Source organism: Tundrisphaera lichenicola (assembly GCF_051175385.1).
Lineage (GTDB): Bacteria > Planctomycetota > Planctomycetia > Isosphaerales > Isosphaeraceae > Tundrisphaera > Tundrisphaera lichenicola.
In genome coordinates, this window is record NZ_CP195106.1 from 7,152,384 (window position 1) to 7,176,776 (window position 24,393).

Genomic DNA, 24,393 nt, shown 5'->3' on the forward strand with positions numbered 1-24,393 from the left:
ATCAACCGGGCATCGGGCGGGCGACCGGGACCTCGAAGAGCGACTGGGTCCGGACGATCGCCCGCTCGGCCGGGAACGAGTGGAAGGCGTGGACCAGGAGCCCCCGGGCCCTCGACTCGAAGGCGACGTGGCTGATCGCGGGCGGGGCCATCCGGTTGGCGTCGGACCATCGGTGATAGAGCCGGTCGCGGGCGGCGTCGCGGGTCATCTCGTCGCAGAGATGGTCGAAGACCTCGGGGTCGATCCGCTCGACCTCCAGGCAGGCCTGGTACTCGAAACCCGAGGCGGGCCGGATCATCGCGGCCCTCTCGTGCCGGACCGGCGAGTGGAACAGGAGGCCCGCCTCCGGGAGCGCGGCCGAAGGGCCGGTCAGGACCTCGGTCAGCCGGACCTCGCCCGACCGCCAGGTCACCGCGTGCCCCCCCTCGACGATCCGAATGTCGGCGAGCCAGCCGTCGACCGCGACCCTCCGGTGGGCCTTGACCGCGAACCAATCGGGGTGGAGCGTCCGGCCGAAGACCTGGAAGGCGAGGTCGGCCACCCGCGATTGACTCAAGCTCGATCCCATCGCCCGACTCCCCTTTCCGCGGCCGACTCCTGGGCCACATCCCATTATAAAACGCGGACACCGGGCCAGCAAACGGATCGGGAAGGATGATCGACGGTCCGGGTTGACCGCTCGGGGCCTCGCCACTACACTCCCCGACGGACTGCCCGCGCCGTCGGGCCTCCCTCCACCTTTACGCCCTTCGCGCCCGTTCGGGACGCGTCGGCCGTGTCGAGGGAAGGTCGTCGCCCATCAAGGAAGAGGGCCTCACCGTGGAACAGCCGCCCGATCCGTCAATCCTGCCCGTTCGGGCCTGGCAAGCCTGGCGTCGCCGAGGGGCGAAGTACGCCTGGCACAAGGCGATGCGCCGGGCCCTCGGCCGCTGGCCGGGGTTCAAACGCAAGCTGATCTATGCCGACCCTCGCGAATACTGGACCCTCCGGGGCGGGCACGACTACTTCCGCGAGCAGGAGGGGCAGGAAGCCCGGACCATGCGCGCCGAATGGCTAGCCCGCCGGATCTCCCACTATCAGCCCACCTCGATCCTGGAGGTCGGTTGCGGCTACGGCAAGCTGATCCGGGCGATCCGGAATCAGGTCGAGGTCCCGATCACCGGGGTCGACTTCAGCCCATCGCAGCTGGAGAAGGCCCGCGATTATCTCGATGGCGTCGAAGGGGTCGAGCTGGCGCTGGCCTCGGGCATGAGGCTCCCGTTCGCCGACAACTCGTTCGACCTGGTCGTGACCTCGGCGGTGATCCTCCACAATGCCCCGCCGATCGCCGAGGCGATTCGCCGCGAGCTGATCCGCGTCGGCCGCCGCTTCGCGGCCCACAATGAGGATCTCGACATCACCTACAACCGGTACGGCTACGACACCGCCGCCTGGTATCTCGACCGGGGCATCCCCCTGGCCGAGGTCGGCCCGATCCCCAGCGCCCCCTACGATTCGCAGTTCTGCGTGGCCGAACTGTGGCATCGCTGACCCGCCCTATGGATCTCCGGCCCACGCCCACACCGACCGGGCCGCGAGCCGAGGGGAAGCGGGCGGTCCGCGATAGCCTGATCGTCACCATCGGCGGCCAGCTCGAACGGGCCCTGGGGACGATCACCGCCCTGATGCTCCGCTGGGGCCTCGACCCCGCGCAGCTCGGGGTCTACACCGGCCTGAGGCTCTACCTCGACAACACCAACCGGTCGAGCCTGGGGGTGGGGCTGGGGGCCGTCCAGGAGATCCCGATCCTCCGGGCCGCCGGCCGGGAGGAGGAGGCCCGCCGGATCGCCGACGTCGCCCACACCACCAACACGCTGACCTGCCTGGCCTACGCGATCGGCCTGGTCGCCTGGGCCTGGCTCCGCGCCCCCCTGGTGTCCGCCGACCCCCGGGCCGACGAGTGGACCTGGGGCCTGGTCGCCGTCGCGGGGCTGGCCCTGCTCAAGCGGTACGAGAGCTTCCTCATCGCCGTCCTCCGCGCCCATCAGGAATTCGGCCTGACGACCAGGCTCGATGTCTTCGAGTCGCTCGTCTCGATCGTCGCGGTCGGCTCGGGGCTCTGGCTGGCGGGATTCTGGGGGCTCCTGGGGGCGGTCGGCGTCATCATCGTCGCCAAGATCGCCTTCCTCCACGCCCGGCATCCCCTCCGGTTCGGGTGGGCCTGGGACACCCCGACGGTGGCCCGCTTGATGAAGGTCGGACTGCCGATCCTGGCCAATACGGCGGCCTTCGGCGCGGTCCTGAGCCTGGATCGCGTCCTGATCCTCTGGCGGGTCCCCGACGGCGACAGGGCCGCGGGCCTCTACACGATCGCGATCATGGGGACCAGCTGGAGCCTCGACCTGGCCGGTCGGATCGTCGCGGTCATGTACACCTATTTCCAATCCACATTAGGCCGGACCCGCGACCCGGCCGAAGTCGCCCGGCAGGCATTGAAGGCGGCCGAGGCCCAGGCCCCGCTCCTGGCCGGCGGGAGCGCGGTGGCGTACCTGGTCGGGCCGGTCTTCCTCGGCCTGGTGATGCCCCGGTATGCCGAAGGGCTGCCCGCTCTCCGGCCACTCCTGCCGGGGACGCTCCTGCTGGGGCTGGCCTGGCCCGCCCGGCAGATGCTGATCGCGGTCGGCCGCCCGTACACCCTGGCGTGTGCCACCCTGGCGGGGCTGGCCCTGGCCGCGCTGGCCGGGTCGGTCGGCGCGGATCGGTCGGGGATCGTCGGGGTCGCCTGGGGGATGACGATCGGCTACTTCGCGGTGGCCTGGCTGACCGGCGCCGCGGCCTCGGTGCCCGACCTCGGCTGGCGACCCTGGTGGGCGCACCAGGCGAGGCTGGCCCGGACCCTGGCCTGGTTCGGATCGGGGACCCTGATCGCCGCGCATCTGCCGATGGGGGATCTCGGACGATGGCCCGAGTTCGCCGCCCGCTGCCTGATCCTGGCCGCCTGGCTCCTCCCGACGCTCTGGTTTTGGGGACGTCGGCACGGTTGGGGCGGGATCGGGAAGGGCCGAGAATCCGCCGCCTGAATGATCGGTCATCACGGATGAGGATGCACGGATGCCGCTCGACCTCGGATTCCTGATCCTCCTCACCGTCGTCGCGGCGGGCCTGGGCCTCCGAGTCCTGGCGGCACTCCGCGCGACCCCGGAGCATCCGCTCGACGCCTGGGCGTTGGCGGTCCCGCTGGGGTTGGGAATCCTCGCGCTGGGGGTCCTCGGGCTGGCGGAACTCGGCTGGCTGACGACCGGGGCGTTGTGGGGCCTGATGGCGGTCGGGCTCCTGGCGGGCGGGCAGGGGGGCGTGACCGGGCCGGCGCGGGCCATTCGCTCCTACCCCAGGTCGGGCGGGGTCTTTTCCTCCTCCCTCTCCCCCTGGGAGAGGGCCGGGGTGAGGGTCCCCGACAGGCCGACAAGGGCCGGAGCAGCTGATCTTGCAGTCGTTGGTAATGCGACGACCCTCACCCCGGCCCTCTCCCAGAGGGAGAGGGAGGCAGAAGATGCGGTAGAGAGTTCGACGCTGCTTTCCTGGGCCTTCGACCTCCCGCTCCTGATCGCGCTGGTCGGCACCCTCCTGACGGCGCTGGCCCCGGTCACGGACGGCGATGCGCTTTGCTATCACTTGCAGGTCCCGAAGGTCTTCCTGGCCCGGCATTCGGCGGTGTTCGAGCCCGACCTCCACGAGACGATTTATCCCCTGGTGACGGAGTCTCTCTATGCCATCGGGCTGGGAATCCGGGGGCCGGTCGCCTGTCGGCTGATCCAGTGGCTCCTGGGGGTGGCGTTCGCGGCGAACGTCGGGGCGCTGGCCCGCCCCTTCCTGGGGGATCGGGCCCGCTGGGCTTCGAGCATCGCACTGCTGGTCCCGGCGATCTCGAACGGGATGGGGGCACCGCTCAACGACGTGGCCCTGGCGAGCTTCGGCAACGCGGCGATCTTCGCCTGGACCCGGTGGCTCGACCGACCCTCGGGCCGCTCGACGATCCTGGTCGGGCTCCTGATGGGGCTGGCCCTCGGCGTGAAGTACCCCGCGCTGGTCCTGGCGGGGGTCGTGGGGCTGGGCTTCCTGATCCGGGGCAAGGTCCGGCATGCCCTGCTGTTCGGCCTGGTCGCCCTCGCGATCGGCGGCGGCTGGTATCTCCGGGCTTACATGCACACCGGAAACCCCGTTTATCCGTTCTTCCGCCAGGTCTTCGGCGGTTCGGGGATCGACGAGGTGCTCGATCCCGCGAAGAAGGCGATGCGAGTGACGGCCTGGAACCTCCTGACGGCCCTCGGCTCGATGACGCTCCGGCCCGGCCGGTTCGACAGCTTCTCGCACCAGTTCGGCCCGGCCTTCCTGCTCTTCCTGCCCGCGCTCCTCTGGATGCGTCCCCCGCGTCGGGTCCTGACCGTCGTCGGGGTCGGTTATGCGTTCCTGCTCCTCTGCCTGACCCAGCGCCAGAGCATGCGGTTCGTCCTGACCGCCGTCGGGCCGATGGCGGTGGGGGTGGCCTGGCTGGCCTCGGCCTGGTGGGACCGGCGGACGGTCCCCGGTCGAGTCCTCGTCGGGCTCCTGGTCGCCTGCCTGATGTTCGAAGCGGGCCTGGCCACGATCCGCACGCGGCATGGGTTGAGCGTGGTCCTGGGTCGAGAGTCAACCGAGTCGTTCCTGAGCCGACGCGAGCCGACCTTCGTCGTCGGCCGATGGATCGACGACCATCTGCCCGAGGACTCGAAGATCATCGGCCAGGATCACCGGGGGTTCTACCTGCCTCGCAACTACTCGATGGAGCTGGCCCACCGGAGGCGGACCGGACTGGGCCGACGAGGCGAGTCGGCACGCCAGGTCGTCGAGACGCTCCGCGCGGCCGGGTTCACCCACGTCCTGCTCTGCCCGCCGGTCCCCGAGGATGCCGTGGAGTTCGACCCGACCCTCGGCCGCCTGCTCGGGCCCTGGCTCGACTCGGGCCGACCGCTCTACCGGGAGGACCTGGCCGACGCCGATGGCGTGGTCCGTCGTTATGCCATCTTCGGGCTGGCCGAGTCGATCGAGGAGGCCCATCGATGACCCGGCACCCGTCACTCATGGAGATCCGGGCCAGGGCCCACAAGGGGCGTCATCGCGAGGTCGGCAACTGGCTGGCCCGCAGGGTCGGTCGGCCGTCGGCGGTCTACGGGACCTGGGCGGCGGTCCGGCTGGGGCTCTCGGCCCATCAGGTCACCGTGGGGTCGCTGCTGGCCGGGATCGGGGCCGCCGTCTCGATCGGGTCGGGCACCCGCGTTGGTTTCGTGGCGGGCGTCGCGCTGGCCCATCTGGCCTTCTGGCTCGACCACGTCGACGGCCAGGTCGCCCGATGGACGAAGACGGCCAGCCTCGACGGGGTCTATCTCGATTACCTGATGCACCACGCCTCGTCGATGGCCCTGGGGTTCGGCCTGGGCTACGGCCTGGCCCAGCAGTCGGGCGACCCCCGGTGGTCGGCGGAGGGATTCTTGATCGGGTCGGGCTGGACGTTCCTCTCCCTGCACAACGACTGCCGGTACAAGGCGTTCTTCCAGCGGCTCAAGGCCACCGAAGGGGCCTTCCGGGTCGAGGGCGGATCGGGAGGAAAGCCGAGCCCGCCCGCTCCCTGGCCGAGATCGGGAAGGGGGATGCTCACCTGGCCGGCGTTCAAGGCGTGCGAGCCGCACGTCATCCTGATCGCCCTGACGGCGCTGGCCCTCCCGGCCTGGATCGCGCCCGAGATCTGGCAAGAGGCCTGGCGATGGGGCGTCCGGGGGATGGCCCTGCTGGCCCCGACCCTGGCGATGGCCAGAATCACGAGGGCCGTCTCGGGCGGGTCGGTCGAAGGGGAATTCGCCCGTTGGTTCCGGCCCGAGCGATGAGGGCCAGGCTTCAGGCCACTTCCTCGTAATAGGCCCCCTGGGGCTTCTGGTACGCCTCGTGGGCCTTGCACGTCGGGCAAGGTTCGGGGACCTTCAAGAGCCGCTTGGGAATGTCCAGTCCGAGCGCGCCGATGAACAGGAGCCAGCCCCAGCCCTGATCGATGCCGCTGAACAGCAAGCCGGCCGCCAGCGAGAAGCAGAGCATGCTGGGCGCCACGCAGGCCAGGATCATCCCGATTCGAATCATCCCCTGGACGAACATCCGAAATACCTCCTATAGCGAGGGGCGTCTCTCCGGCTTTCGTCGGATCGGTCCGAATATTGGACCAAATCCTCCCGGGAGTTGACAGGATTCCTCGCGCGGGGGACATTCGGCGGGAGCTTCGACCCGGAACTCCACCGCTCCCACGGACCTCCCTCCGGATGGACACTCCACCCCGACCGACCCCGGACCACCTCGCCCCGATGCCCCGGAGCCCGGAACACGGGATCGGCATCGTGGGGGCGGGGTTCATCGTCCGGGACTGCCACCTGGTCGCCTATGCCGACGCGGGATTCCAGGTCGTCGGGCTGACCTCCCGGACCGAGTCGACCGCCCGCGAGGTCGCGGAGACTCGGGGACTCGGGACGGTCTTCGGGTCGGTCGAGGCGATGCTGGACGACCCGAGGGTCTCGGTCGTCGACGTGGCCGTCCCGCCCCTGGAGCAGCCGGGGGTGATCCGCCGGATCCTGGCCCATCCCCGGAAGGTCCGGGGCATCCTGGCCCAGAAGCCCCTGGCGATGACGCTGGACGAGGCCCGGGCGCTGGTGGAAGAGTGTCGCGAGGCCGGGGTCAAGCTCCAGGTCAACCAGAACATGCGGCACGACCACTCGGTCCGCGTGCTCAAGGGTCTGCTGGAGCGGGGGGACCTCGGCGACCCGGTCCTGGCCACGATCGAGATGCGGGCCATCCCGCACTGGATGCCCTGGGCCGAGGGGGCTCGGTCGCTCTCCACCTACATCATGAGCATCCACCACCTCGACACCTTCCGCTACTGGCTGGGCGACCCCGCCCGGGTCCTGGCCAGCACCCGGCCCGACCCCCGGACGAAGTTCCCCCACGAGGACGGCCTGAACCTCTACATCCTGGAATACGACAACAACACCCGGGCCTCCGCCTGGGACGACGTCTGGGCCGGCCCCGCTCGCGAGGGAGCGGCCCCCGACATCGCGATCCGCTGGCGGGTCGAGGGGACGAAAGGGCTGGCCCTGGGGACGATCGGCTGGCCCTCGTGGCCCGATCGGACGCCCAGCACGATCGACTATTCGAGCGTCGAGGATCAGGGCCGATGGCACCGCCCCCGATGGCCCGAGGCCTGGTTCCCCGACGCCTTCTCCGGGACCATGGCGGGCCTACTCCGGGCGATCGAAGAGGACATCGAGCCCGACATATCGGGCCGCGATCACCTGAAAACCCTGGCCCTCTGCGACGCCGTCCTGACCGCGAGCCGCGAGCATCGGGTCGTGTCGATGGGGGCTTCGACCGGGCCCGATCGCCCCTGATTCGCCCCTTTCCCGGTTTCCGGTCCCACTGGTTCATTCTCCGGGGCCCGGCCACCTGCTAGACTCGGGGCTGGCATCCACAAATCGCTTATTGTTCTCAGGAGCCTGAACATGAACACCGACCTGGATCGACCGATCGTCGCGGCCCTGCGTCACGAGTTGGGGGCACTCCGGGGGAACTGGTTCTGGTTCGTGATCCTGGGGATCGCGCTGGTGGTGCTGGGATCGGTGGCCCTGGGCTCGGTGGTGATCGCCTCGCTGGCCACGGCGGTCGTCATCGGATTCCTGTTGTTGCTGGGCGGCGTGGGCGAGTCCCTGGGCGCGTTCTGGTGCCGGGGGTGGAGCGGGTTCTTCTTCCACCTGCTTTCCGGGATCCTGTCGATCGTCATCGGGATCTTCTTCCTCCGGGCTCCCGTCGACGCCCTGCTCGCCCTGACGCTCCTGGTGGCGTGCTTCCTGATGGTCGGGGGGATCTTCAAGATCATCGCGGCGTTGAACTATCGGTTCGCGGCGTGGGGCTGGCCGCTGGTCGGCGGGATCATCGACCTGGTCCTCGGGCTCATGATCTGGTTCCAGTGGCCGGGATCGGCCTTCTGGGTGATCGGCCTGTTCCTGGGGATCAACCTGATCTTCCGGGGGTTCAACTGGATCGGCCTCGGCCTGGCGCTCCGGTCGCTCCCCAAGCCCGCGACGGCTTGACCCGCATCGGACCCCTCACGGACTGACTCCATGAAACTCGGCCGGCTGGCAAGCGACTCGTGCGCCCCCTCGGCGATCTCCGGGCGGGATCGTCGATGAGCGAGGAAGGGGCCGGGGAAGAGCGGGGCCAGCGTAGGCTGATGTATCACTACACCGATCGAGCCGGATACAATAGCATCCGGGCGGGTGTCGATTGGTGCTTCAAGGCGAACACCCCGCCCCCGGGCGACGAGGATCATCCGCGAGCTTCCTATTTCACGACCTGGGGGCCGGGTGCCCCGAATCTGGAACGGCTAAGATTACCGATCGACAAAAGGCGTTATGTCTTCGTGTTCGAAGATGCGGGCGACCTGATCCCGCTCCGTGGTGGCCGAGGATCTTATATTCTCTACTTTCGCGGTGACTACGTCGTTGAGCGAGTTCGCCAGCGCGACTCTGGCGAAAGTTCCGCAGTCGCGTCGCGGATCGGTGTCGATCCGGAGAACCATCCATGAATATCGGCGGGATCGACATCATCATCCCGGTACCGTCCGGCGTACCGGTGGCAGAACTCGTACTAGATCGAGTTCGTCGGCTCTGGCCTCGCTCACGATTCGTGGACGCCGAAGAGACGGAATCGCATCCGATCGAAGACCCCTGGGTCCGCATTCATGGCGGACAGAGCGTCGAATTCCTGATCTACCGAGACGCTGACGCCCTGGAGTCCTGGAGACGGGATGGGCTGACACCTTCCAACGGCAACGCCATGCTCCATTTTCTCGTGGAAGCTCTTGAAGATGGGTCGAGGGAATTAACCCTGGTCTGCGATTCGAGGACGGAGGAAATCGAGCAATTTGTTCGCGAACTGAAACTCAGCTTGCTCGAGCCTCCGAGGAATTCGATCCCAACATCGAGACCCCCTTCGGAATCTTCGCTAGCTACTGGATCAAGATGACAATCCGCCAGGCGATTGAGAAATCTCCGATCCGCCAACTGCCCGACGATGGACGCCGCGAGTTACTTGACTGGCTCGACAACCGAGAGCGAACCATCTAGTCCCTCGTAGAAGTACGGACTCCCATCCATGAAACTCGGCCTGATCAACTCCGCCTGGGCCCAGTCGGGTCGCGACACGGCGTTCGGCATCCGGATGACCAAGGAGATCGGCTTCGACGCCATCGACATTTTCGCCGACCCGCTCGACACCGACGAGGCCGAGCGGGCCCTCATCATCCAGGAATGCAAGGACGCGGGCCTGCCGATCGTGAGCGTGGCCTGCGTGGCCCTGGGCCTGGTCGACTTCAACCCGAGCGTCCGTCGGTTCCACGTCGACCGGGTCAAGGCCTACCTCGACATGGCCCGGCAGTTCGGGGCGAATAATGTCCTGCTGGTCCTGGGGGAATACATCTGGCAGAAAGAGGTGATCCCCCCGAGCGAGCAATGGGCGGCGGGCGTGGAGTGCGTCCGGACGCTCGGCGAGTATGCGACGGGGCTGGGCCTGGAGATCGCGATGGAGCTGGAACCCTTCCATCTCTCGATCCTCAACGACGTGGCGAGCATGGCCCGGTTCCTCGAAGACGTCGGCGTCCCGAGCGTGAAGGCGAACCTCGACATCTCGCACCTCGTCCTGGCCGACCAGCCGGCGAGCCTGATCGAGCGACTGAGGGGACGGGTCGCCCACGTCCACATCTCGGACTGCGACGGGAAGGTCCACGGCGACCTCCCGCCGGGCCGAGGCGTGGTCGATTTCGCCCCATACCTGGACGCGATCGCCGGGCTCGGGCTGGAGGACGCGACGATCTCGATCGAGCTGGAGTACTCGCCCGAGCCTGATAAGATCGTCGACTGGGTCCGCGAGGCCTATGAGTCGACGGCCTCGTTGATGAGGGCCGCGGGGCTCCGGCCTTGAGGGGCCCGATCCGATCCTTGCCGGTGATCGTCGCCCTGATCCTGATCGTCGGCTGGCCGATGGCCGCGACGATCCGCGAGGCCACCCGCCCGGGGGACGACTCGGGCCCGGGGTCGGGGGAGTTGGTCGCGACGGCCCGGCCGGGGGAGATCGCCCGGCCGATCGGCCTGGCCTTCGAGACGATCCGCCTGGTCCTGGCAACCGGGGCGATCGCCCTGCCGATGGGCATGGCCCTGGCGTTCATCCTGTGCCGGACCGACGTCTGGGGACGGCGAGGGATGCTGTTCGCGGTCGGGCTCTCGGCGTTCGTCCCGGTCCCCCTGATCGCGACGGCCTGGCTGGGCGGGCTCGGCAACGCGGGCCGGTTGCAGGTCCTGGGCGGCTCGCCCTGGCTGGTCGGCTGGTCGGGCGCGGCGTTCATCCACGCGGTCGCCTGCCTGCCGTGGGTGGTGGCGATCATGGGCGTGGGGCTCCGGGGCGTCGAGCCCGAGCTGGAAGAGTCGGCCCGGCTGGACCTCTCGCCCTGGGGGGTGATCCTCCGGGTGACCTTGCGTCGGAGCCTCGGGGCGCTGGCGGCTTCCGCCCTCGCGGTGGCGGTCCTGACCGGCGGCGACATGACGGTGACCGACCTCCTCTCGGTCCGGACCTACGCCGAGGAGGCCTACACGCAGTACCAGTCGGGCAACAGCCCGAGGGCCGCGGCGGTGGCCCTCCCGCCGATGATCCTGCTGGGCGTCCTGGTCCTCCTGGGAGCCCGGGCCTTGCTGAAGGCCGACCCCGCGCGGGTCCTCTCGGCGTCGACCCGGGCCAGGGACTGGCGGCTCGGGCGGTGGCGGGTCCCGGTCGGGCTGGGCCTGATCGCCACGGCGGGGAACCTCCTGGCCTTGCCGCTCTACAGCCTGATCTGGCACGCGGGGCGGGTCGGCGGGGCACCGGGCCGGGAACCCTCCTGGTCCGTCCAGGGGCTGGCGGGGACGCTGGCCAACGCGGCCCGCGAGATGTACTCGCCGGGGTTCGCCCGGCCGATCCGGAGCCCGCTCCTGTCGAGCCTGATCCTGGCGGGGGCGGGGGCCCTGGTGACCGTCGCCCTGGCCTGGAGCCTGGCCTGGCTGGCCAGACGTCCGGGAATCTGGCGGTGGGTCGTGGCCCTGACGGTGGCCGTCACGCTGGCCTTGCCGGGGCCGGTGGCGGGGATGGCGCTGGTGGTCGCTTATTTCGACTGGCCGAGCATTTACGGCTCGCCCGCCTTGCTGATCCTGGCCTACATCCTGCGGACCTTGCCCTATGCCCTGGTGGTCCTCTGGCCGGCGGTCCGGTCGATCCCCCCGGCTTTCCTGGAACTGGCGACCCTCGAAGGTTACGGGGCCTGGGGCCAGGCCCGGAGGGTGGCGATCCCGCTGACTTCGGGGGCGATCGCGGCGGCCTGGGGCGTCTCGTTCGCCCTGGCGATGGGAGAATTACCGGCGTCGAACCTGGTCTCGCCGCCGGGGACGATGCCGCTGGCGGTCCTGGTCTGGACCCTCCTGCATCGGGGGGTCGAGAGCCACCTGGCGGGAGTGGGCCTGGTGACCCTGGCGGTCCTCGGCTTGGCCGGATCGGTGGCGGCCTGGGGTCTGAGTCGGGTTTATGGGAAAGCCGGGCCTCTGTCTTAAAGAAATCATGCTTGCGGACGAATGACCGATCGGGCATGGTGGCATCGACGGATCTGCCGACGATCGATGAGCGCCGAGGATCGATCGAAGGCCCTCACCCCAACCCTCTCCCGGGGGGAGAGGGGGCCGGTACGGCTCGCGATCATTCTCCAGGACGCAGGGCACAGCGATGATATTTCCGCGCCGGCTGGGCCTGGGACCGGTGTTCGCCTATGAGTGGCTGATCCGCTCGCGTCGATGGCAAGCCTACGCGCTCCGCGGGCTGTTCGTGCTGGCCTTGCTGGTGGGGCTGGGCCTGGTCTACCAGTCGGCAACGTCGAATGCGGCCCTCTCGACGCGCCAGCAGTTGGCGGCGGCGGGGCAGTCGTTCTTCACCACGATGGTGATCACGCAGCTATCCCTGATCCTCCTGGCGGCCCCGGCGGCGACGGCCGGGGCGATCTGCCTGGACAAGGCCCGCGGGACCCTGACTCACGTCATGGTCACGGATCTTTCCGACGCCGAGGTCGTCCTGGGCAAGCTGGGGGCCCGGCTGGTCCCGGTCCTGAACCTGGTCGCCTGCGCCCTGCCGGTGGCGGCCCTGGGGACGCTGCTGGGCGGGATCGACCCGATGGCCCTGACCGGGGCCTTCCTGGTCGCGTCGGGCCTGGCCGTGCTCGGATGCTCGATGGCCCTGGCGTTCTCGGTTTGGCTGTCCAAGGCCCACGAGGTGATGACGGCGGTCTATGCGATCTGGTCGCTCTGGATGCTGGCCCTGCCGGTCTGGTGGCTCTCGATGAGCTTGCCGGCACCGTTCTGGCTGGAGATCTCCAACCCCTTCTGGCTGACGATGGCCCCCTATATCGCCCCGATGGCGACCTCGCTGATCGAGCCGACCGGCTTCCTGATCGTCTGCCTGACGATCTCGGTCGGGCTGGCGGCGCTGTCGGTCCGGAAGGTCCGGCCGGTCTATCTCCATCAGATGGGGCGGATGCCGAAGCCGGTGGTTGCCTCTCGCCTGGGCGCCTGGCTCCGCCCCCAGATCCGTTGGTGGCCCGGCCCTTCGCTCGACGGGAACCCGGTCCTCTGGCGCGAGTGGCATCGGAACCGGCCTTCGCGAATCACGCGGGTCGTCTGGGCGACTTACATCCTCCTGACCTCGGCCTTCAGCCTCAAAGTGCTGTGGGATCTCTGGAGCGATCCGGGGCGAGCCCGGAACGAAGGCGCGTCGATCCTGAATGGATTCCAGGCCGTGATCGGGCTGCTCCTGCTGAGCGCCTCGGCGGGCACGCTCCTGAGCGAGGAGCGGGTCCGGGGGAGCCTGGACGTGCTGCTCTCGACCCCGCTGTCAACCCGGTCGATCGTCTGGGGGAAATGGTGGGGGGCCTTCCGACGAGTCCCCTGGCTGGCCTTCTGGCCGGGGTTCCTGACACTGACCTGCCTCAAACCCGGGTCCTCGGGCGAACTGGTCACCTTGGCTTATCTGGTCCCCTTGCTGATCATCGCCCAGGGAGCGGCCATCGTCAGCTTGGGGCTGGCCCTGGCGACCTGGCTCCCGAAGGCCGGCCGGGCCGTCACCTGGACGGTCGTCGCTTTGGTGGGCTCGACGGTCGGTTGGCCGATCCTGGGCTTCCTGCTGGGCGGGAACAGCGGGCCAAGCTCGCTCCCGCAAATGCTCGTGATCATGGGGAGCCCGTTCTGGAACGTGGGGATGTCGACCTCGCTCCTGGAGCAGAACTTCGGTTCTCAGTCGGAGCTGGTGAAAAACGTCTCGATCGCGGCGACGGCCTGGACGCTCCTCTATGGGTCGACCGCCCTGGGTCTGCTGCTGGCGACCCTCCGAAGCTTCGACCGATGCATGGGGAGAACGCCCGAGAACCCCCTGATCGCCCGGACCCCGCGCCGGGAAGAAGCCCGACGGATCGGTCAGGCGAGCGGGATCGATCGCTGGGGCGAGCCCAGGTTCGACGCTCGACCAACGGACGGGCTCGGAAGCTCGGTGGTCCCTCCCCGCTGAAACCCGGACCGGTTCCGAACCGCCGGTCGACGCTGGATCGCGACGAGGTGACCGGCGATGATGGACGCTCCCGCCTCAGCGACCACACCCCGGAGTCTCGACCGATGCGTCCTCTCCTCGGCCTAGCCCTCGCCTGCTCGATCCTGGCCTCGACCTCATCCCCAACCCGGGCCGAGCACGCCAAGATCAACCTGGACGTGAACGCCTCGGGCGAGCAGGTGACGGCCTTCGTCGACCAGACCCCGCCCGAGTACGGCAAGAACCCCCGGCCGGTCATCAAGGCCAGGGCCGGCGAGCCGATCAAGATTCAATTCCTGCTGACCAACGTCTACCCGAACAAGACCCTGGAGAACGTGGTGGTCCACTTCTACGTCGCCCGGCAGGAGAAGGCCGGCCAGAAGCCGACGCCCGACCTCGGCGACGAGGGGGTCGTGGTCCTGGAGTCGGCCTTCGACATGGATTTCAAGCCCGGCGGCAAGGCGGGAGCCCGGCACTCGCTCAAGATCGACCAGCCCGGGGCCTACCTGGTCCGGGTCGAGTCGATCCAGACCGGGAGCGATCACGAGCACTTCGCCGCCGTCGACCTCGTCGTCGAGGCGGCCCGGCCCTGATCGAGATCGATCAGCGAGAGGCCGAGGACGTGGCCCTCGGGCTGAAGGGACGGCCGAGCATCCGCTCCCAGCGGAGCTTCTGGCCCTCGCTCAGGGTCGCGATCGCCTGGGTGGCCAGGGCCTGCTGGGCGGCGAAGCCCTCGTCCTTGTGGGCCCGACACTCGGCGACGGCCCGGGCCAGGGTCGTCTTCTGATCGTCGGAGAGGGCCAGCGCCTCGGCGACGATCGGGCGGGAGGCCATGGCGGCGGGGCCTTCCCACTGGAGTTCGAGCTGGGCAAGCCGCTCGCGCTGCTCGGGGCTCAGCCGGGTCTCGAGCCAGACCCGCTCCCCCTCGTCGACGGCCCGGCGGCCTTCGATCGCGGCATCGCCGGTCTGTCCCTTGAGCGCGGCCGCCTTGGTGAAGAGGTCGTCGATGGCCCGATCGACCTCGGTGACCATCGCGGCGGGAAGCTGGAGATCGTCGCGGATGTCGGGCCGGCTCAGCAGGAGCAGGGGGGCGATCCGATGCCCTCGGGACTCGTCGGGGAGGGTCCATCCCGCAGCCTGGGCCGGGGTCGAGACCATGGACAGTACGATCCCGATCCCGATGGGGATCAGGGCGAGCGTCGCTCCGTGACGCATGGGCAGGGCCTCCTGGGGTGGCTGGGCCTGGAACGTTCGAGATTCCGAAATGAACCGGGCGGGAGCCGGTGGCTTGAGGGCCTCCGACTCCCGCCTCGTTTCTATACCCCAGGCGACCGATCCGGGGAAGCTCAGTCGCGAGCGATCAGTTGCCGCCGCGGGCCTCGCGGAGGCTCTTACGCTGGGGGGCCGCCTTGGTGGCCGCCGGGGTCGCGGTCTCGGCCTTGGCGGCCGTCGTCCCTGCACCCGCGGCCGGAGGAGCACCCGGGCCACCGGGAGCACCCGGGCCACCGGGAGCACCCGGGCCACCGGGAGCACCCGGGCCACCAGGTCCGCCGGGGCCACCGGGCCAACCCTGTCCGCGGAGCTTGGCCAGGTCAAACGGTGCCCCGAGCATCTTGTTGTAGGTCGCCTTCTGGGCCTTCGAGAGGATCTTGCCGATCGCGGCCATGGTGTCGGCCGTGCCCTTCTCGCGCGCCGATTGCATGGTCTGGAAGAATTTGGTGCGGGTGGCCTCGTCCATCTCCTGGAAGTTGGGGAAGCCGCCGCGTCCCCCTCGATTATTCCCCCCTGCATTGTTGCCCCCGGGGTTGCTGCCGGCGGCGCTGGGGTCGGGAGCGGGCATGAAGCTGGTCATGAGCTTCCGGAACGAGTCACGCTGGGTCTGCTGGAGCTGGCCATTGACCTGGCGGATGTTGGCGAACTGTTCCTCGGTCATGGCGAGCTTGGTGGCAACTTCCTGGTTCGGGGTGGTGAAGGCCGAGGTCCCTTCCGCCTGGAGCATGATCTGCTTGAGGCGGATCTTCTGCTTCGCGTCGAGGACCTTCATGTAAGCCGCGTCGGCATCGGCCTGGAAGGCCATCATGGCCTGCATGGTGACCTGACGATCGACGTTGTTACCGCCCCGGCGGTTGTTCTGGCCGCCATTCGTGTTGATATTGACGTTGACGTTCGGCGTGAAGGGGATCCCGTAGGCATCGGCCAGTTCGGCCTTGGCGGCATTCGAGGAGGCGACGGCCGCGGCGGCCTGGGCCTGCGCCTGGGCCTGGGCCTGGGCGGCCTGGACCTTCTGGGCAGTCTGGGCCTGGGCAATCATGTTCGGCAGGACGACATCGCGGAGTTGCTGGCGCTTCTTCGCGACGGTCTCGGCCACGGACTTGATCTGGGCCTTGGTCTTGTCGGAGAGCTTCAGCTCTTCCTGGACGGCCTCGTTCTGGATCAGTCGCTCGACCGAATTGCCGCCACGACCTCCCCAACCCCCGCCGGGGCCACCGGGTCCACCGGGACCTCCGGGGCCTCCTGCACCACCTCGGCCCCCCGGTCCACCTCGGCCCCCCGGTCCACCTGGAGCGCCCTTGGTCGCCGGAGCGTTCGGGTCCTGAGCCCAGGCGATTGGTGCCGCCATGGCAATTATGAATGCGAGACTGGCCGCGAGGGTGGATCGGTAGGTCATGGAACGCTCCTGGATTAGGCGCCCCGACCGGCTCGGCCCCTGTCATGGGGTTTGGAGAATGGGCGGGCCGCGCGTCGCGAAGACGCTTTCATTCAATCAATGCGCGAAGTGAGCGTCATTCACGAGGGATACGTCCCGACATTCTGACCGATCCGGCCATTTTACGGCAAGCCATTTTGACAATCGCCAAAACCTAGCGACCGGCCCTCGCCCTCCTGAGATCGAGAGGTCCGAACCCCAGGCGAGTGTGAACCTGGAGGATCGGATCCGGACGTCGGATCAACCCCGGGCCAGCCAGGCCGCCAGCGCGGCGGCCGACCCGACCGAGGCGAGCCGGAGCGTCGCCCGATAGAGGAAGAACCGGCGACCGACCGAGTTCGAGTCCTCGGTCTCGCTCGCGGCGATGGCCCTCCGCTCCAGCGAGCCTAGGACGCCCATCCCGACGATGTGGACCATCGCCAGGACGAGGAAGCCAAACCCCTGGTTCATCCACTCGCGCCAGGGGACCGGCGGCAGGGCTGGCTTCCACTTGGAGGGCATGGTCAGGGGTCGATCGGGCTGATAGACCACCAGGCGCGTCGACCGGCTGGCGCGGCCCGAGCCGTCGACGGCCCGGAGCACCAGCGAGACGGGCTCGGGCGTCCCCCGGGCCGGTGTCCCCCGGATCAGGCCCGACTCGGGCTCGATCGCGAGTCCGTCGGGGAGCTTCCCGTCGACCGCCCATCGAGGCCGGCCCTCCCCCCCGGTGGCCGCCAGCGCGACCAAATAAGGCCGACCCGCGATCGCCTCGGGCAACTCGCCCGGCGTGACGATCTCCAGCTCTCGGGCCTCCCGAGAAGCCTCGCCCTGGCCATGCGAGGCCGGTAGGTCGGCCACCTTGGGCAGCAGGGCCATGATGACCATGGTCAGCAGCAGGATGAACAAAAGTGCGCCCGTGAGCTTGGTCACGACCACGGCGACGAACGAATCCTCGCCCGAACCGCCGAACTCCAGGCCCGAATGACCACCCCGTCTCGACCGTCGCATGGGCCTTCGGCCTCCCTTCCTGGGGGATCGATGGGGATGCGACTCCAACAGGCGAGTCGCCCCTCTCCAGTCTCGATCGGCCGATGCGACCCCGATCTTCAGTGAATCCGGGCCAATCGCGAAAATCGGCCCAGACACGGGCGGATCAACGGGCCAGGCGGCCCGCCCGATCGTCTTCGACCGGCTTGTGTCCGTGGAGCAATTCCTCCCGGACGATGACCACTTCGGGGGGAGCCTCGAAGCCGATCCGGACCGTCCCGCCCTTGATCTGGACGACGGTCAGGACGATCGAGTCGCCGATGATGATCCGCTCATTGATGTTCCGGCTGAGGACGAGCATGGTTGCGCCTCCGATGCGCTTTCGATGGGTGCGATGCGGGCGGCCGACGTCCCGCCTGGGTTGCGTCGGGCCGCCCGATGTCTTGGGTCACACCACGAGTTGCGCATCCGGGGGAAATCCGGCGGGGTTTTCCGGAATTCTCCCGGAATTCCCCCGGAATCCCCCCGACTCAGTAAGAGTCGGCCGAGACCACCTCGCCTCCGGCGATGGTCCCGAGGGCCCGCCAGTTGGCCGCGTTGACCGTATCCTTGACGAACTTCACGCTGCCGTCGGCGAACAGGGCGTTCACCCCGCCCGGGTGCCGGCTGGTGGCCGAGAGCGACATGTAGGTGGGGCCGCCGTCGTTCTCGTCGACCGAATCCCAGTCCATCGGCAGGTTCTGGCCGGCGTTGGCGAAGCCGGTGGCCCGGCTGACGGTCGAGACCTTGTGGTTCGGGGGCATCGCCGTGGTGAACCCCGAATAGTACACGCCGCCGTTGCACCAGCGGGTGTGCCCGATCGGCCCGCCCGCCTTGATCTTGCCGGAGGCGGTCCCGCACGAGTTGATCAGCGAGAGCAGCGCCGCGGTCGAGGCCGCGCCGGGGGCCGGGACGTTGGTCGGGGTCCAGGTCCCGACCGAGGCGTCCGAGGGGGCGTTCGGGGTCTTCAGGCAGCTCCGCATCTGGGCATGCCCGATCACGCCTTCCGAGGCCATCAGGGAGTTGCTCAGGCCGTCGGTCACCGAGGCGATGGTCCGTGAGAAGTTGGGGCCGAACAGCGAGCGGTTCCGGGGGCCGACCGTGTTGCTGGAGCCCCAGTTGATCGAGAAGACGTACCAGTCGCCATCGGACGTCCCGTAGCTGGTCGTCGCCGCCCCGGTGTTGCCCAGCGAGGTATCGTCGATGTGCGAGCCGGGATCGCTCGGGCAAAACAGGAAGGACAAGGGGGTGTAGGAGACGGTGGTGTTGGGCAGGGCGCTGTAGGTCAGGTTGAAGTTGATCGCGTTGTAGAAGTTCCCCTGCTCCAGGTAGGGAGCCGAGCGGGCGAAGGCGCTCCAGGACGACTCGAACCCGCCGCACGAAGGATCGAACGAGGGGGACCCGGTCGGGCAGGGGACCAGGATCGTGGTCATCGGGAAGGCACCATTGGTGCTCTCGTAGTTGTGGAACGCCAGCCCGATCTGCTTGAGATTGTTGACGCACTGGGTCCGGCGGGCGGCCTCGCGCGCGGACTGCACCGCGGGCAACAGCAAGGCGATGAGCACGGCGATGATGGCGATGACGACCAGCAGCTCGATGAGCGTGAATCCGCGACGACTCGGGCGAGGCGAAGCCATTTGCGATCCATCCTCGGAGGTAGAGAGACGAATTCGGCGGAACCTCATAGTTCGACGAGCGGAAATCCCGCCCGACACGCCGAATCCGAGATCCTACCCCGGCTCCGAGAAGAAACGATGAATATCAAATGCTTTAATGATGAATCCGACGAATTGACCGACCTGGCGCGGCGACGATCCGCGACCCCCGAGCGGTCACTCCTTCGGCTCCTGCCGCACTCGGACGGTCGCGTCGAGCAGGAGGATCATCTCGACCCGCTGGAGCCGCCGGGCCAGCGCGTCCAGGCTCGAACCGGGCCGGGCCCGATCGGCGAAATCGATCATCGAGGGGGGCCGGAACGCACCATCCCCGATCAGTCGAGCGGACAGGGCCGGGTCGCCGTGGGCCTCCAGGAGCGGCCGGGATTCCTCGGCCAGCGCCCCGAGGATCGCGTGACGGCCGACCCGCCTGGCCCAGTAATGGGCGTTGCCCGGGTCGGGTTCCCTCCGATGCGCGATCATGTGCCAGTAGGCCGATCCCACCCGCTCGCCCAGGTCGTCCCCTTCCTGGGCCGCGGCGTGGCTGGCCTCCCAGTGGTCGAGAATCTGGAGGAGCCCCGCCGACAGGGCCAGTCGACTCGGGCGGCTCGAGCCGGGGAGCAGCCCGGACAGCGAGGTTTCCGAGAGCGCCTTCGCCAGCTTGGGCCGAGCCGGGGCCGAATGGACCAGGCCCGGCCCCTCCGACCCCTCGCCGCCGAGCCCCAGCCGGGCGATCGCCGCGATCAGGCCGAGGGCCTCCAGCCCCATCGACCGGGCGACCGAGTCGGGAGCCTCGCCCGACTCCAGCCGTCCGGCCACCTCGATCGGGACCTCATCGCCCATCCCCTCGATCCGAGCCGCCATCCCGACCATCGCTTCGCCCCGCTCGCGCCTCGGGTCCCGGCCTCCCCCGATCGGGGAGGGTCCTCCCCATTACACCCGACCCCGAGGGCGATGTCACCGGGCCACCTTGGAAGCCACGGCCACCGCCGGGGCGTCGAAGGGATTGAGGACCGGCTCGACCAGGCTGTTGTCATGCACCAACGCACCCAGCCGGCCCACCAGGAAGCTGTGGCCCTCGGCCACCTCCAGGTTGAACACCGGCTGGACCCCCTCGTCCTCCTTCACCGACTTCACCTTCGCCACCCCGCCCAGCGTCCGGACCGGGTCGCCCACCCTCAGGTCGCGGGCCATCACCCAACCCTGGCCCGCCTTCCAGAACCGGTGGATCCCGGTGGCCACCACCGTATCCTCGCCCAGCCCGATCCGCAGCGTCGCGCTGGGAGGGTTGTGGAACGCGGTCACGACCGGCTGATACGTCAGGGCCCCGGTCCCGGTGTCCTGGGCCAACACCAGGTCGCCGGCGCGGACGGTCTCGATGGCGCGATCCCCCTCTATCGTCCGCACGGTCGTCCCGGCGGCGAAGCAGGCGTGGCGGATGGCGACGGTGACCCCAGTGACGATCTGAGGGATGGCGGTCGGGGTGAAGGCCAGGGGGACGGTCTCGACGATCGTCGGCCTCTCGGCGGTCTGGGTGATGGCGTAGGCATACCCTTCCTGGTCGGTCCACCATTTGCTCCAGGCCAGGGCATCATCTCCCAGATCCTTGCCCGTGACCGCCTGGAGGGCCTGGAGAACCGGCTCGTTCGATCGCCGGACCGCCGCGTTGGCCTGCTCGATCGCCGCGACGTCGCCGGATAGTTGCCGCTGGGCCATCTCGGCCGACCTCTGGGCCTCGAGCCTCATCTGGCCGATCGGGATCTGGAGGTCTTTCTCCTGATTGGCCTCAGTCAAGTTTTGCTGGGTCCCTCGTCCAATCCTGATATCGATCGGCCTGAAGCCATCGCCCGTGATGACACCAGGAAGGTAGCCTCCGATCGCCTGAGCCGGTCGCCCGGCGGCGGCCTGATCCTTGAGGATCTGCCCGAGGTCGCCCCCCTTCGCGGCCTGGGTGACGGCGGCGGCGACCTGCTGGCCGTCGAAGTTGTAAAACGGCTGGTTGACGACCATCACCCGCTCCACTCCGATCGTCTCGGTGATGACGGGCAAGCCGTTGGCGTCGTAGCTGAGCCGGGCCCCCGGCAGGATCGGGAACTGCGGCATCGCCGGCGGGGCGTAGACCCGCTTCAGGTCCGCCTTCGGCCCCTCGATCACCAGCGAGCCCGGCGAGCCCGGCCCCCCGACCGGCTGCACCTGGAACTTGATCGGGTCGCGAATCAGCCCTATCCAGAGCCGGACGAAGTCGCGAGGGTCGCGCCACCGGAGCGTCTCCACGGCCACCCGACGGACCTCGGCCGACCGGTCGAAGACCGCCAGGGCCGCCATCGCCCTCGATGCCGAAGGCGAGTCGATCTGCCCGAGCAGTTGCACCGCCCGGAGCGGATCGGTATGGCGACCGCTCACGAACGATCCCACCACCGAGGGCACCGCGCGAGGGTCGGTGATCGCCAGCAACGCCGCCTCGGCCTCATCCCGTTTCGATGGCTGGTCGAGCATCGCCCGATACCGATCGATCCGGGCCTTCCAGTCCTTATCGGCCTGCTTCTGCGCCTCGGCCTCGGCCTTCTCGGCGAGCAATTGCGCGTCGGTGACCCATCGCCGGCCCTGCTTCTTGAATCCCAGACGACGCCAGGCATTCTCGCGAGTCGGGTCGAGCCGGGTGACGGCGGTGAAGTGGGCCCGGGCCTGCTCCTTCAATCCCCGATCCTCGGCCCAGACCCCCATCGACCACTGACCCTCGGCGGTGTACGGGGCCTTCATCCGCCGCTCGTCATACTCGGCCAGCGCCGGGTTCATCCTGGCGCGGTCGGCCACCGCCTCGGGACGGAGGAACCGACCCTGATAGGCCACCAGACCCATCAGGCCCCGCGCCGTGGCATTCTGCGGATCAGCCAGAACTGCCACGGCCAGATGATTCAACCGCTCTCGGGTCAAGCCGTGCGCCTCGCACCAGAGCGCCAGCCGGACCTGATCCTCCGACGACCGGCCGGCACCGGCTCGGGCTTCCTGATAGGCCTGGGTGACCTCGGACGACGGTCCATCGGGCACCGCCAGCAGCGACATCAAGGCGACCAGCGTCAGCATCGAACCGTCCTCCGCATGATCCATCGAGGGTTAAAGACGCGATTATTCGGAGTGATCCGCCAACGACGCCGACGCCGCGTCGAAGGGGGCCTGGACCGGCTCGACCAGGCTGTTGTCATGCACCAGCGCCCCCAGCTTGCCCACCAGGAAGCTGTGGCCCTCGGCCACCTCCAGGTTGAACACCGGCTGGACCCCCTGTTCCTCCTCCACCGACTCCACCCTCGCAACCCCGCCCAGCGTGCGGATCGGGTCGCCCGCCTTCAGGTCGCGAGCCATCACCCAACCTTTGCCCGCCTTCCAGAACCGGTGGATCCCGGTGGCCACCACGACATCCTCGCCCAGCCCGATCCGGAGCGTCGCGTTGGGCGGGTTGTGGAACGCGGCCACGACCGGCTGATAGGTCAGGGCCCCGGTCCCGGTGTCCTGCGTCAGCACGAGGTCGCCGGCTCGGACGGTCTCGATGGCGCGATCCCCCTCGATCGTCCGCACCGTCGTCCCGGCGGCGAAGCAAGAATGCGCCGGCGGTAGTGATGCTGAGGTACCCGAGCCGCTCCCGACGACGTTCAGGGAGGCCGTGGGGACGATCGGCGCCGGCTGGTAACCGAGAGGGACATTCTCGACAATCGTCGGGACAGGCGAGGTCGAGGTCCGGAACGCATATCCGAGCCGATCGACCCACATCCGGTCCCAGGCCTCGCGGTCGTCGCCGTGGTCTTGCCCGATCGCGTCCTTCAAGGTGGATCTGACGGTTTCGTTGGATCGCCTGATCGAATCGTTTCGGGCCTCGATCGCCCGGATGTCTTCCATCAACTGCTCCTGGGCCGCGACCGCCGTCCTCTGCGATTCGAGGATCATCCGGCCGACCGGGATGGTGATCTCAACCTGAGTGGTCTCGGCCTGGTAGTCGCTGACGGTGACCGGACCACCCCTGACCCGCGAAGCCTGCGGCAGCGCCGCGAACGATGCGTCCTGCCGGGTCGTGAGGTCTTGGTAAGTGTTGCCGGGCGCAGCATGGGCGCGATCGAGTAACTTGGCCCGATCGGGGTCGACCTTGACCCGACCGAGGTACTCGTCCGGGGTGAAAGTTGCCGTGTTCGTTGATGTGACCCGAGTCATCGGAACGCCATAGCGGCGGACCACGGGCAATCCGTCCTCGTCAAACCCGAAAAAATCGCCGGCCAAGAACAAGAATTCGGGGGGAGGAGGAGGCGAGTAAACTCTCCGGACGTTGGCCTTCTTCCCCTCGACGAAGAGGACGCCCGGCGAGCCCGGACCGCCCACCGGCCGAACCTCATACTTGACCGGATCGCGGATCAGGCCGATCAGTAGACCCAGATATTCCCTGGGGTCCCGAAGCCGGACCGTCTCGGTCGCCGCGCGGCGGACCGCCGGAGATGAGGAGGAGATCGCCAGGAAGGCGAGCCACTTCGAGGCGAACGGCCCCTCGATCTGGCCGAAGAGTCGGACGGCCATCTCCTGGTCGGCGGCTCGACCACCCCCGAACACGCGTGCCACCGAGGCCGCCGCCCTGGGGTCGGTCACCGCCAGCAGCGAGGCCTCGGCCCGCTTGCTCGGGACACCAAGGGCATTGCGGTGCCTCACCAGGACCGCCTTCCACTTCTTGTCGGCCTGCTTCTGCGCCTCGGCCTCGGCCTTCTCGGCGGCCAGTTGGGCATCGGTGACCCACCGGCCGCCGACTCTCCTGTAGCCCAACCGCATCCGGGCGGCCTCGCGAGTCGGATCGAGCCGGGTCACCGCCGTGAAGTGGGCCCGGGCCTGATCCTTCAACCCATGCTCCTCGGCCCAGAGACCCATCGACCACTGGCCGTCGGCGCTGTATGGGGCCCTGGCACGCCTCGCGTCGTACTCCGCCAGGATCGGCTCGGCCTGCGACCGCTCGGCCACCGCCTCGGGGCGGAGGAACCGGCCCTGATACGCCACCAGGCCCATCAGGCCCCGGGCCGTGGCGTTCTGGGGATCGGCCAGCACCGCCACGGCCAGGTGATTCAACCGCTCACGGGTCAAGCCGTGCGCCTCGCACCACAACGCCAGACGTACCTGATCCTCCGACGACCGACCGGCGCTGGCTCTGGCTTCCTGATAAGCCTGATTGACCTCGGGCGGGTTGTCGGAGATCGCGGCCATCAGTCCGGCACAGATCAGGGCGAGGCACATGATCTCGGACTCCTTTGGATCGAGATTCGCTTTCCTGAGTCATCTACCTGGATCGTATCGGTCCCGGAGTCGTCG

Annotated in this window: 21 protein-coding genes; 11 read left to right on the plus strand and 10 right to left on the minus strand. The window is 68.7% G+C overall.

Features of this window, described 5'->3' with window-relative positions:
- Position 1 precedes the first annotated feature (1 nt).
- Positions 2–568: a DUF2617 family protein gene (locus P12x_RS28340; RefSeq protein ID WP_435008459.1), complete on the minus strand. Its 567-nt coding sequence runs from the start codon at positions 566–568 to the stop codon at positions 2–4.
- A 251-nt stretch (positions 569–819) separates the two neighbouring features.
- On the opposite strand from P12x_RS28340, the gene P12x_RS28345 reads away from it, so the two are divergent.
- Genes P12x_RS28345 through P12x_RS28360 form a run of 4 tightly spaced genes read left to right on the plus strand, consistent with a single transcriptional unit; the run spans position 820 to position 5,897 of the window.
- Complete coding sequence (locus P12x_RS28345; RefSeq protein ID WP_435008460.1) at positions 820–1,530, plus strand: class I SAM-dependent methyltransferase; 711 nt, start codon at positions 820–822, stop codon at positions 1,528–1,530.
- On the plus strand, positions 1,518–3,059 hold the full coding sequence (locus P12x_RS28350; RefSeq protein WP_435008461.1) for a lipopolysaccharide biosynthesis protein: 1,542 nt from the start codon (positions 1,518–1,520) through the stop codon (positions 3,057–3,059). The genes P12x_RS28345 and P12x_RS28350 overlap by 13 nt, the downstream gene beginning before the upstream one ends.
- Positions 3,060–3,090: 31 nt before the next feature.
- Positions 3,091–5,079, plus strand: a complete 1,989-nt coding sequence (locus tag P12x_RS28355; protein WP_435008462.1) for an ArnT family glycosyltransferase — start codon at positions 3,091–3,093, stop codon at positions 5,077–5,079.
- The gene (locus tag P12x_RS28360) at positions 5,076–5,897 is read left to right on the plus strand and encodes a CDP-alcohol phosphatidyltransferase family protein (RefSeq protein ID WP_435008463.1); all 822 of its coding nucleotides are present in this window, start codon (positions 5,076–5,078) and stop codon (positions 5,895–5,897) included. Before P12x_RS28355 ends, P12x_RS28360 begins: the two co-directional genes overlap by 4 nt.
- A gap of 10 nt (positions 5,898–5,907) precedes the next feature.
- On the opposite strand, the gene P12x_RS28365 is transcribed toward P12x_RS28360, so the two are convergent.
- Positions 5,908–6,159: a hypothetical protein gene (locus tag P12x_RS28365; RefSeq protein ID WP_435008465.1), complete on the minus strand. Its 252-nt coding sequence runs from the start codon at positions 6,157–6,159 to the stop codon at positions 5,908–5,910.
- A gap of 161 nt (positions 6,160–6,320) precedes the next feature.
- On the opposite strand from P12x_RS28365, the gene P12x_RS28370 reads away from it, so the two are divergent.
- The 7 genes from P12x_RS28370 (at position 6,321) to P12x_RS28400 (ending at position 14,285) form a co-directional block, all read left to right on the plus strand.
- A complete protein-coding gene (locus P12x_RS28370; protein WP_435008466.1) occupies positions 6,321–7,439 on the plus strand; it encodes a Gfo/Idh/MocA family protein in 1,119 nt (372 codons plus the stop codon).
- A gap of 111 nt (positions 7,440–7,550) precedes the next feature.
- Positions 7,551–8,138 carry an HdeD family acid-resistance protein gene (locus P12x_RS28375; protein ID WP_435008467.1) on the plus strand — a complete coding sequence of 196 codons (588 nt, stop codon included), beginning with the start codon at positions 7,551–7,553 and terminating at the stop codon, positions 8,136–8,138.
- A gap of 95 nt (positions 8,139–8,233) precedes the next feature.
- Positions 8,234–8,632, plus strand: coding sequence for a hypothetical protein (locus P12x_RS28380; protein WP_435008469.1), 399 nt, complete (start codon positions 8,234–8,236; stop codon positions 8,630–8,632).
- A gap of 569 nt (positions 8,633–9,201) precedes the next feature.
- Positions 9,202–10,026, plus strand: coding sequence for a sugar phosphate isomerase/epimerase family protein (locus P12x_RS28385; protein ID WP_435008470.1), 825 nt, complete (start codon positions 9,202–9,204; stop codon positions 10,024–10,026).
- Positions 10,023–11,678 (plus strand): ABC transporter permease, encoded by a 1,656-nt coding sequence (locus tag P12x_RS28390; protein ID WP_435008471.1) that lies wholly within the window; start codon positions 10,023–10,025, stop codon positions 11,676–11,678. Before P12x_RS28385 ends, P12x_RS28390 begins: the two co-directional genes overlap by 4 nt.
- 169 nt (positions 11,679–11,847) lie before the next feature.
- Positions 11,848–13,674, plus strand: coding sequence for an ABC transporter permease (locus P12x_RS28395; protein ID WP_435008472.1), 1,827 nt, complete (start codon positions 11,848–11,850; stop codon positions 13,672–13,674).
- A gap of 104 nt (positions 13,675–13,778) precedes the next feature.
- Complete coding sequence (locus tag P12x_RS28400) at positions 13,779–14,285, plus strand: hypothetical protein (RefSeq protein WP_435008473.1); 507 nt, start codon at positions 13,779–13,781, stop codon at positions 14,283–14,285.
- Positions 14,286–14,295: 10 nt separating this feature from the next.
- Here P12x_RS28400 and P12x_RS28405 read toward each other — a convergent pair whose 3' ends face one another.
- The 8 genes from P12x_RS28405 to P12x_RS28440 form a co-directional block, all read right to left on the minus strand.
- On the minus strand, positions 14,296–14,907 hold the full coding sequence (locus P12x_RS28405) for a hypothetical protein (protein WP_435008474.1): 612 nt from the start codon (positions 14,905–14,907) through the stop codon (positions 14,296–14,298).
- A gap of 145 nt (positions 14,908–15,052) precedes the next feature.
- Positions 15,053–16,360: a hypothetical protein gene (locus P12x_RS28410; protein ID WP_435008475.1), complete on the minus strand. Its 1,308-nt coding sequence runs from the start codon at positions 16,358–16,360 to the stop codon at positions 15,053–15,055.
- A 279-nt stretch (positions 16,361–16,639) separates the two neighbouring features.
- On the minus strand, positions 16,640–17,386 hold the full coding sequence (locus P12x_RS28415) for an Ig domain-containing protein (protein ID WP_435008476.1): 747 nt from the start codon (positions 17,384–17,386) through the stop codon (positions 16,640–16,642).
- A gap of 145 nt (positions 17,387–17,531) precedes the next feature.
- Positions 17,532–17,726, minus strand: a complete 195-nt coding sequence (locus tag P12x_RS28420; protein WP_435008477.1) for a carbon storage regulator — start codon at positions 17,724–17,726, stop codon at positions 17,532–17,534.
- 169 nt (positions 17,727–17,895) lie between these two features.
- Entirely contained in the window at positions 17,896–19,041 is a 1,146-nt protein-coding gene (locus tag P12x_RS28425) for a DUF1559 domain-containing protein (protein WP_435008478.1), read from the minus strand.
- A 195-nt stretch (positions 19,042–19,236) separates the two neighbouring features.
- On the minus strand, positions 19,237–19,923 hold the full coding sequence (locus P12x_RS28430; RefSeq protein WP_435008479.1) for a DUF433 domain-containing protein: 687 nt from the start codon (positions 19,921–19,923) through the stop codon (positions 19,237–19,239).
- Between the two features lie 93 nt (positions 19,924–20,016).
- Positions 20,017–22,143 (minus strand): polymorphic toxin-type HINT domain-containing protein, encoded by a 2,127-nt coding sequence (locus P12x_RS28435; protein ID WP_435008480.1) that lies wholly within the window; start codon positions 22,141–22,143, stop codon positions 20,017–20,019.
- A gap of 42 nt (positions 22,144–22,185) precedes the next feature.
- Entirely contained in the window at positions 22,186–24,318 is a 2,133-nt protein-coding gene (locus P12x_RS28440; RefSeq protein WP_435008481.1) for a polymorphic toxin-type HINT domain-containing protein, read from the minus strand.
- Between the last annotated feature and the right edge of the window lie 75 nt (positions 24,319–24,393).

Coding starts and splice junctions, on each gene's coding strand:
- P12x_RS28340 (WP_435008459.1), bottom strand. CDS start 568: ATGGGATCGAGCTTGAGTCAATCGCGGGTGGCCGACCTCGCCTTCCAG.
- P12x_RS28355 (WP_435008462.1), top strand. CDS start 3,091: ATGCCGCTCGACCTCGGATTCCTGATCCTCCTCACCGTCGTCGCGGCG.
- P12x_RS28360 (WP_435008463.1), top strand. CDS start 5,076: ATGACCCGGCACCCGTCACTCATGGAGATCCGGGCCAGGGCCCACAAG.
- P12x_RS28365 (WP_435008465.1), bottom strand. CDS start 6,159: ATGTTCGTCCAGGGGATGATTCGAATCGGGATGATCCTGGCCTGCGTG.
- P12x_RS28370 (WP_435008466.1), top strand. CDS start 6,321: ATGGACACTCCACCCCGACCGACCCCGGACCACCTCGCCCCGATGCCC.
- P12x_RS28375 (WP_435008467.1), top strand. CDS start 7,551: ATGAACACCGACCTGGATCGACCGATCGTCGCGGCCCTGCGTCACGAG.
- P12x_RS28380 (WP_435008469.1), top strand. CDS start 8,234: ATGAGCGAGGAAGGGGCCGGGGAAGAGCGGGGCCAGCGTAGGCTGATG.
- P12x_RS28385 (WP_435008470.1), top strand. CDS start 9,202: ATGAAACTCGGCCTGATCAACTCCGCCTGGGCCCAGTCGGGTCGCGAC.
- P12x_RS28395 (WP_435008472.1), top strand. CDS start 11,848: ATGATATTTCCGCGCCGGCTGGGCCTGGGACCGGTGTTCGCCTATGAG.
- P12x_RS28400 (WP_435008473.1), top strand. CDS start 13,779: ATGCGTCCTCTCCTCGGCCTAGCCCTCGCCTGCTCGATCCTGGCCTCG.
- P12x_RS28405 (WP_435008474.1), bottom strand. CDS start 14,907: ATGCGTCACGGAGCGACGCTCGCCCTGATCCCCATCGGGATCGGGATC.
- P12x_RS28410 (WP_435008475.1), bottom strand. CDS start 16,360: ATGACCTACCGATCCACCCTCGCGGCCAGTCTCGCATTCATAATTGCC.
- P12x_RS28415 (WP_435008476.1), bottom strand. CDS start 17,386: ATGCGACGGTCGAGACGGGGTGGTCATTCGGGCCTGGAGTTCGGCGGT.
- P12x_RS28420 (WP_435008477.1), bottom strand. CDS start 17,726: ATGCTCGTCCTCAGCCGGAACATCAATGAGCGGATCATCATCGGCGAC.
- P12x_RS28425 (WP_435008478.1), bottom strand. CDS start 19,041: ATGGCTTCGCCTCGCCCGAGTCGTCGCGGATTCACGCTCATCGAGCTG.
- P12x_RS28430 (WP_435008479.1), bottom strand. CDS start 19,923: ATGGCGGCTCGGATCGAGGGGATGGGCGATGAGGTCCCGATCGAGGTG.
- P12x_RS28435 (WP_435008480.1), bottom strand. CDS start 22,143: ATGCTGACGCTGGTCGCCTTGATGTCGCTGCTGGCGGTGCCCGATGGA.
- P12x_RS28440 (WP_435008481.1), bottom strand. CDS start 24,318: ATGTGCCTCGCCCTGATCTGTGCCGGACTGATGGCCGCGATCTCCGAC.